Below are 7,340 nucleotides of genomic sequence, written 5' to 3' on the forward strand. Positions count from 1 at the left end.
GCGACGCCCCACTGAGTAGAGCGGGGCAGACCGCGGCCGCAGTGTCATTTGTGGATGTCATCACCTGCCTCTCGTTGACTCGGTTGGGCGCCTAGGGCGGAGGGCCACGCTGCGTGGCACGACGCTGGTGGATTCGCGCGCGACGGGGGTGGGCGCAGCCACCCGAGGGCCGGCCGGCCAACCGGGGCCGGGAGAAGGCGCACCCGGTGGTCAGGGGGCCGGGATGGCGTCGGCTCGGTCGCAGCGCAGCGCACAAGATGGCGTCGACTTCGGCGAACAAGTCGATCACGTCCTGGTCCAGAAGGCGCAGGGCCTGGTCTGACATGTCGCTGCTCACAGGAGTCGGCGCAACGTCGGTGTGCGTCATCGCAAGTACCTGACTCGTCTACCGGCCGATCAGGCGTTGATGACCGCGGGCCCGTTGGTTCGCCCGATCTCGATCTTGCGGGGCTTGGCCCGCTCGGCGACTGGGATGCGCAGGCGCAGCACACCGTCCTGGTAGGACGCGTCGATCCGCTCGGTGTCGAGATTCTCTCCGAGTACCAGCTGCCGACTGAACACCCCGCGCTGGCGTTCTGAGGCCAGCATTTCGCGATCGGGGTTCAGGCGTGGCCGCTCGGCTCGCACGGTGACGACGTTGTGTTCCACGTCGAGGTCGAGCGAGTCCTCGGCGATCCCCGGAAGATCGAATTCGACGACGAACTCCTCGCCTTCGCGCCAGGCGTCCATCGGCATCACCGCGGGGCGGGCGGCTGTGCCTGACACGTAGTGGGTCATGCGGTCCAGGTCTCGGAATGGGTCAGTACGCATCAGCATGGTGGTCACCTCTTACCTCCACTTCGGTGTCGAGTCCCTGTTATTATCTGTGCCAGTTGGCACAGATTTGTTTTAGCACTCCGGACAGATGAGTGCAAGTGCATGAGTTGGATTACTTCTTGGAGGTGGTGATGACAGACAAAACCGACCGCGTGGGTGCAGAGCTACCCGCCGCCGACCAGGGCGTATTTGGCATCTCCGTGGCCGCCGAGCTGACCGGCGCCGGTACCCAATCACTGCGGCTCTGGGAGCGCCATGGTCTACTCAACCCCTCCCGCTCCGGCGGTGGAACTCGCCGCTACAGTGCCGACGACTTGGACCGATTGCGGCGAATCATCCGCCTGGTGGATGTCGGCGTGAACATCGCCGGCATCGCACGAATCCTGCAGGTCGAGGACCACAACACCGTGCTGCGAACGGCCAACTACGCACTCCGGGAAGCCAATACAGGTCTGGAGGCGGACAACCGGAAGCTACGAGAGGGCGGTGATGCTGCGGAATGACCGAACGTCCGCGGCCGTACGTGGACCTAGGTTTCAGCGGTGGACACCAACGCCACCTCGCCTGGCTTCTATCCCGCGGTGCTGCCCGTACCGGATCCCCTGCGCGCAAGCGTGTGTCAACGGTGCGATCTCGGCGACGCCCAAGTGGTCCTTGCCCTTTATGTCGAGGGTCAGGTCGTGGCAGGCAGCTCATACACCACGTGAAGACGGCAGCGAGTCCTCAATCGTTCCGTTTGACGACGACAAGGACCCAAGGTCAAGCGGTTCGTTTGGCCCGTCACGACCGCACATGGGTCCGGCGCCTACAGCGCGCGCAGCACATGGGGGCTGTGATGCCGATCGTGGGCGGCGCCTTCCGCCTTGGCCCGATGCGACACCTACTAGTGCCGGCCTCGAGACCGGCGCAATTCTCGACCGCGTTGGATGTCCTGATCATCCTTGGCCTCATTCTTTTCGACGACGCGGGTGTCCCGTGGCGGCAGCTTAAGGTCCCGTTCGGCGGCCATCCCGGCCTGCAGCTGACGTCCGCGTTCCAGCTCCGCATCGAGCTCGGCACCGAACAGGAGCGCCAAGTTGGTGATCCACAACCAGAGCAGGAACACGATCACACCCGCCAGTGCGCCGTAGGTCTTGTTGTAACTGCTGAAATGCGCGACGTAGAGACCGAAGAGCACCGAGGCGCCGACCCAGGTGATGATCGCAACGCCCGCACCGATACTCATCCACCGGAACTTCGGTTGCTGAACGTTGGGCGTTGCGTAATAAAGCGTCGCCACCGCCAGAGTCATGAAGATCACGATGATCGGCCAGCGGGCGATGCTCCACGCGGTGAGTGCCACGTCGCCGACGCCGATCGCCGAACCGACCGCGGACGCCACCGGTCCGCTCACGGCAAGCAGGAATGCCGCGGCCGCCGCCAAGACGAGTCCGCCCGACGTGATCAGCAACTGCAGGGGACGCAGCTTCCACACCGGTCGCCCCTCCTCGATCTCATAGATGCGATTCATGGCCCGACCGAACGCTCCGACATAGCCCGACGCAGACCACACCGCGCCCACGACGCCGACGAGCAGAGCGAGACCTGCGGAGGGCGATTCCACGAGCTGTTCGATCGGGGCACGCAAGGTGTCGACGGTAGAGCTAGGTCCGAGGTCGCCGACGAGTTGCAGCAGCGCGTCGGTGGTTCGTTTGCCTTCGCCGAAGACCCCGAGCAGCGACACGACCACCACCAGCGCAGGGAAGATCGACAGGACCGCGTAATAAGTCAGCGCCGCGGCGAGATCGGTGCATTGATCGCCACCGAATTCACGTGCCGTCTTCCTCAGTACGAAGAAGACCGACGGTTTGGTGAGATCGGTCGGAGAGTCTGGCTTACGCGGGTCATCCGGATCGGGAGCGTGCTCTTCATCCGTTGTCTCGTCGTCGTTGATTGCCTCATCGCCGCTCACACGGATGTCCGAACAACGCGGTGAGCTATCAACTTCCTGGCCATTCGCCGGACCATTTCTCGAACAGTCGAGCACCTTGACGGTCGATCACCGTCTTCACGACCGAGAAGATCGCCCCTTGGACGGCGGCGGCCACCAGGATTTCCTTGAAGGGATAGCTGGTCTCCAACGCCGTTGGCGGGTCAGGCTTCTGGCCTGGCGTGGCCCGCCGCCACACCTGCTTGAAGATCGCGCCCGCAACGAGACCGCCGAGAACCGAACTCAGCAGCCCAACCGGGCGGTACAGGATCTTCGCCGTCGTGCTGGGTTCATTCACGGCCATGCCGCCTCCTCAACGTGCTGTGGACTAAGGGTGTGATCATCTGCGACGGCGCTTCCATATGACGACCCCCACGACGGCGGCGACCAAGGCCAACGCCGCCACCGGTACCACGGGACGAACGGAACCTTCGTCATCGGTGGCGACGTCGACGACGTGCGAGCCGACCTCCGAACCCTTCGCTCGCACGGTCTGCGCCGTCTCGGCGATGAGTTCCTTGGTGTCATCGACCTTCTGCTTGGCTTGCTGCTTGACGTCGAGCTTCGCCGACAGGACTTCCACGGTCTGACCAAGCTCGTTTCGGGTGGCTTCGATGTCGGCCTGAATGTCCTCGACGCCGGCGTCGGGGCCGGGTTCGGGCCTGCCTGGATCAGGGTCGGTCATGGCGGGCTTCCTTCACCTCGTTGATGTCCTGCTTGACGCTGTCCACCGTCTGCTGGGGAACGGGGGCGGTCTGCTGTAGCTGCTTCTTGCTGACCAGACCCGCGATGCCCGCAGCGGCGAACAGCAGGACTCCGATGACGAGGGCCGCCGCCCAGAGCGGCCACACCAGTGCGAGGGCAGCCACGGCCGAGCTGACGAGGGTCGCGAGGCCGAGGATGGCCAGCAGACCCGCCACGCTCAGCAACCCGGCGCCGAGGCCCGCGTGTTTGGCCGCTTCTCGAAACTCGGTCTGCGCCAACTTCATTTCATCTCGAACCAACCGCGACGTCTGCGCCGACAGTTGGCTCACCAACTCACCGATCGAGGGGTCGGCGTGCGGTTTCGACTCGACGTTCATTGCGTACCACCCTGGCGTTGGTCCATGACCAGTTCGTGGGCACCACGCTGGTCGACGTTCTACCGAAATGCCCCCGCCGCTGCGCGCTAAACGTCCCGCCACGAACCGCTGCCGAACACGATTCGTTCCCGCGCCTCAGGGGTGCAGCCACGCCCTGTCCGAGACCAGTGCACAGCCTGACCTCGACGAGCGCCCGCCACGGCGCGAGCGCGAAATCGTTCACGGTGACTAGATCGAGGCAGCCGCTTCTCGTGGTGGGACAGCCCGCGAGTGGCGGGGCCTTCGAGCACCTCGCCGTCCGCGTCGAAGCGAGAACCATGCAGCGGGCACTCCCACGCCTCGTCGGCGTCGTTCCACGTCACGATGCCCCCGAGGTGCGGGCATACCGGCGAGGTAGTGCGCAGTGTCCCGTCGACGAGGCTGGTGGCCTGCAACCGCCACGGCGGTCCGCTGACCACGCCGTGTCTCTCGGTGAGGGTGGCGGCGTGTGCGGTGATCGGGGTGATCCAGCCCTTGGCCAGATTGAAGCCCACCTCGAGGTTGGCCTGCACGGCGGCGGGAATACCCGCCAGCTCGCGTGGGCTCCAGCTAGCGAACACGCGGGCCCAGTCCATCCGACCGCCGAGGATGCGCGCGGACAGAGCCAGCGCCGCGGCTACCCCGTTGGTCATGCCCCAGTTGTCGAAACCCGTTGCGACGCAGATCTTGTCGCTGCCCGGCAAGATCGGTCCGACGTAGGGCAGCTCGTCGATGGGGTGGTAGTCCTGCGCCGACCAGAAGTGGGTCTGTTGGGCGCCGGGATAGTGCAGGACCGTCCAGCGACGAAGCTCGTCGATCGACCTCGAGGGGCCATCACTTCGGCCGACCGGGTGTCCGGCACCTCCGACGATCAGCTTGTTTCATCCGGCGGTCGGTGCGTATCGCACCGACCGCGTCGGCGAGTCGACTGTATTGAACGTCGCGTCGGTGAGGTCTCCGGGCACGTCGAACGCCATGCAGTATGAACGCTGCGCTTTGACCCTCGCAAAGAATCCGCCGCGGTCCAGTATCGGAGTGCCGGTGGCCAGCACGATCCGATCGGTGATCAGCGAGACGCGTTGCGGTTCGGGGTCGCCGGCACCGCGGTCCGGCCGCACGGTGATGGTTAGCCGCTTCAGTCCGGACACCGATTCGGCGCGGAAGCCTTGGAAGAGGCGGCCGCCGTGCGCCTCGAGTTCGGTGACGAGGCTGCTCAGCAAGGGCAGCGGGTCGAGTTGGGCCTGCTCGCGTAGCCGCACTCCGCCACCCCGAAGCGCTCCATGATGATTCCCTTGGCCTGATCGATGCGGTCTCGAGTGCGCAACGCCGTCTTCAGTTGCCGCTCCTGTTGGTTGGCCAGAATCGCCGAGGCGGCATGCGCTGCCAGTACGCCGCCGATGGTTTCGTCTTCGGTGTCCCAACTCACTGGTTCGAACCCGAAGAGGTTGAGTGCGCCAGCGGACCGGTCAGCGGTGTAGAGCTTGAACGATAGGCCGCTGAGGACACCGGCCTCCACGACGGCGGGGGAGTACTGGGGCCATCGGGACTCCGCCCGAAAGTCGTTGGTCCGAACCATGGTATCGGCGAGCGCCGCCTGAACGCACGGGCCTTCGCCGAAGGTCATCTGCAAGATGTCGAGCTGGTGCGGCACCTCACTGGTCGTGGCCAGGGAGTTGAAGCCACCGTCATCCTTGACCACCAAGATGCCTGCCGTGTCGGCTCCGTCGATCAGCTCCACGGCGGCTGACGTGACTTCGGCGAGTATGTCCTCGATCGAGCGTGGCGGGGCCATCGCTCTGGCCAAGTCGGCCATGCGCACGGCGAGCTGATGATCGGTTGGCTGTGCCACGTCGAAGGTCTTCCCGTCCCATGCTGGCGCAAAACACGAGCAGGCGGACCGGCCGGCTCGCGACGGCCGGGTGGCGACACGGTGCCCAGTCGTACCTGCGGGCCACCGGTGCAGCCCCGGCTGGAGGCAGTCCTCATCCGCACGGCCGTCGGGCCACACGTTCGCAGGTGATGGCGTGAGCGCGTCCTTCGCGGGGACTAGTAGTGGTGTCCGTGATGGTCGGACCGGTGTGGCGACTGGTCTCGCGGCGCGCACGGTATCGAATCATCTGCTGCCTCAACGCCTTTCAGCGCGCTTCCATCCATCAGGCCAGTGGTGCGTTTCCTCGACCAACGAAACGTGCGGTGATGGCGGTCAGTCGCCGGGGACGTGCTCTGCGCTCTTGGCGCGCCCCTCGCGGCTGCGCCGGTAGGCATCTCGGCGCAGGTCGGTCAATCAGCCCGGGAAGAGGTCTACCTCGGGGGCGCTGCACCTCGTCGGGTCGAAGGCAGTGTCGCCAACGCCTGCCGGTAGCACCTTCGTCAAGGGTCAGGGTGGCCAACGGCTGGAAACTGCCGGCACTACCGCGGGCCTGCTTAATCGAGACCTGCACCCCACCGGAAGCGATCTGCCTCTCGATGCTGGCGAGCGAGACGCCCCGGCCCCCGATCTCGGTGGTGATGCGCGCGCTGATCCACCAGTTGTCCCCGTGGTAGCTCAGCGGCATCAGACTGGACAGCTTCGCCCCAGACCACGATATGACGGGCCGCAAAAGATATCGTCCGACCAGGCCTGCCCCGGCCGAAGCGAGGAGCACGTCCCACGGCGTGGTCGCAGAACCCTGAGGTGGACCGCGACGTTTGGTCATCAGGCCGACGAAGCGGTCGCCCATCAGATCATGGACACCGCCGCCGAATCGGGCGTCACCCTCTTCGATTCCGCCGACATCTACCCGATGGGGCCGAGGTGGGACGCACCGAGGAGATCGTCGGGCGCTGGCTGCAGGGCAAGCGCGACCAGATCATCCTCACCACCAAAGCGGGAGGCCCCATGGGCCCCGCCCGCTGGCAGCGCGGCGCCTCGCGCAAACATCTGCTGGACGCCGTCGACGGCTCACTGCGCCGACTGGGCACCGACTACATCGACATCTACCAACTCCACTTCGACGACCCCGAACACCTCTCGACGAAACGCTGGCGACCCTCGACGCGATTGTCATCGCCGGGAAAGCCCGCTACATCGGGGTGTCGAACTTTCTGGCCTACCGGCTGGCCCTCGCTGCAGGGCGCACCGAGACGCTGCATCTCACGCGTATCGCGTCCGTCCAACCGCGCTACAACCTGCTGTTCCGGCAGATCGAACGCGAGCTGCTGCCCCTGGCCGCCGAGACCGGCATGGCGGTGATCCCGTAAAACCCGCTCGCAGGGGGTCTACTCAGCGGCAAATACGGACGTGACGACCAACCGACCGAAGGCCGGTTCTCAGCGCAAGTCGGCCAGCAGTTCGCCGACCTTTACAACGAACGCTACTTGGCATACCAAGGCATTCGACACCATCGATCAGTTGACCAAGATCGCATCCGAGCTCGGGACGTCGCTGGCCACCCTATCCATCGCCTGGGTGCTCG

At 65.4% G+C, this 7,340-nt stretch carries 8 protein-coding genes and 2 pseudogenes; 3 read left to right on the plus strand and 7 right to left on the minus strand.

Going from position 1 to position 7,340, the window contains the following annotated elements:
* Positions 1–396: 396 nt before the first annotated feature.
* Positions 397–816: an Hsp20/alpha crystallin family protein gene (locus tag QOI01_RS36780; protein ID WP_526389297.1), complete on the minus strand. Its 420-nt coding sequence runs from the start codon at positions 814–816 to the stop codon at positions 397–399.
* Between the two features lie 131 nt (positions 817–947).
* Between QOI01_RS36780 and QOI01_RS36785 the strand changes: the two genes are divergently transcribed.
* Positions 948–1,319, plus strand: coding sequence for a MerR family transcriptional regulator (locus QOI01_RS36785; protein WP_526389285.1), 372 nt, complete (start codon positions 948–950; stop codon positions 1,317–1,319).
* 39 nt (positions 1,320–1,358) lie between these two features.
* Entirely contained in the window at positions 1,359–1,523 is a 165-nt protein-coding gene (locus tag QOI01_RS36790) for a hypothetical protein (protein WP_526389287.1), read from the plus strand.
* Between the two features lie 176 nt (positions 1,524–1,699).
* Here the strand turns inward: QOI01_RS36790 and QOI01_RS36795 are convergent, their stop codons facing one another.
* From QOI01_RS36795 to QOI01_RS36820, 6 genes and pseudogenes are all read right to left on the minus strand, one after another.
* Positions 1,700–2,767 (minus strand): YhjD/YihY/BrkB family envelope integrity protein, encoded by a 1,068-nt coding sequence (locus tag QOI01_RS36795; protein ID WP_526389289.1) that lies wholly within the window; start codon positions 2,765–2,767, stop codon positions 1,700–1,702.
* A gap of 28 nt (positions 2,768–2,795) precedes the next feature.
* Complete coding sequence (locus QOI01_RS36800; protein WP_526389291.1) at positions 2,796–3,089, minus strand: DUF4235 domain-containing protein; 294 nt, start codon at positions 3,087–3,089, stop codon at positions 2,796–2,798.
* A gap of 36 nt (positions 3,090–3,125) precedes the next feature.
* Positions 3,126–3,470, minus strand: coding sequence for a DUF3618 domain-containing protein (locus QOI01_RS36805; protein ID WP_526389293.1), 345 nt, complete (start codon positions 3,468–3,470; stop codon positions 3,126–3,128).
* Positions 3,457–3,867: a phage holin family protein gene (locus tag QOI01_RS36810; protein WP_526389295.1), complete on the minus strand. Its 411-nt coding sequence runs from the start codon at positions 3,865–3,867 to the stop codon at positions 3,457–3,459. The genes QOI01_RS36805 and QOI01_RS36810 overlap by 14 nt, the downstream gene beginning before the upstream one ends.
* A 257-nt stretch (positions 3,868–4,124) precedes the next feature.
* Positions 4,125–5,150: pseudogene (locus QOI01_RS36815) on the minus strand (FAD-dependent oxidoreductase); the annotation flags it as partial.
* Positions 5,099–5,698 carry a GAF domain-containing protein gene (locus tag QOI01_RS36820; protein ID WP_526389299.1) on the minus strand — a complete coding sequence of 200 codons (600 nt, stop codon included), beginning with the start codon at positions 5,696–5,698 and terminating at the stop codon, positions 5,099–5,101. The pseudogene QOI01_RS36815 and the gene QOI01_RS36820, both read right to left, overlap by 52 nt.
* Positions 5,699–6,679: 981 nt before the next feature.
* Between QOI01_RS36820 and QOI01_RS36825 the strand changes: the two are divergent.
* Positions 6,680–7,125: pseudogene (locus QOI01_RS36825) on the plus strand (aldo/keto reductase).
* Positions 7,126–7,340: the final 215 nt, after the last annotated feature.

Origin of the sequence: Mycobacterium sp., assembly GCF_032162605.1 — a bacterium.
Classification (GTDB): domain Bacteria; phylum Actinomycetota; class Actinomycetes; order Mycobacteriales; family Mycobacteriaceae; genus Mycobacterium.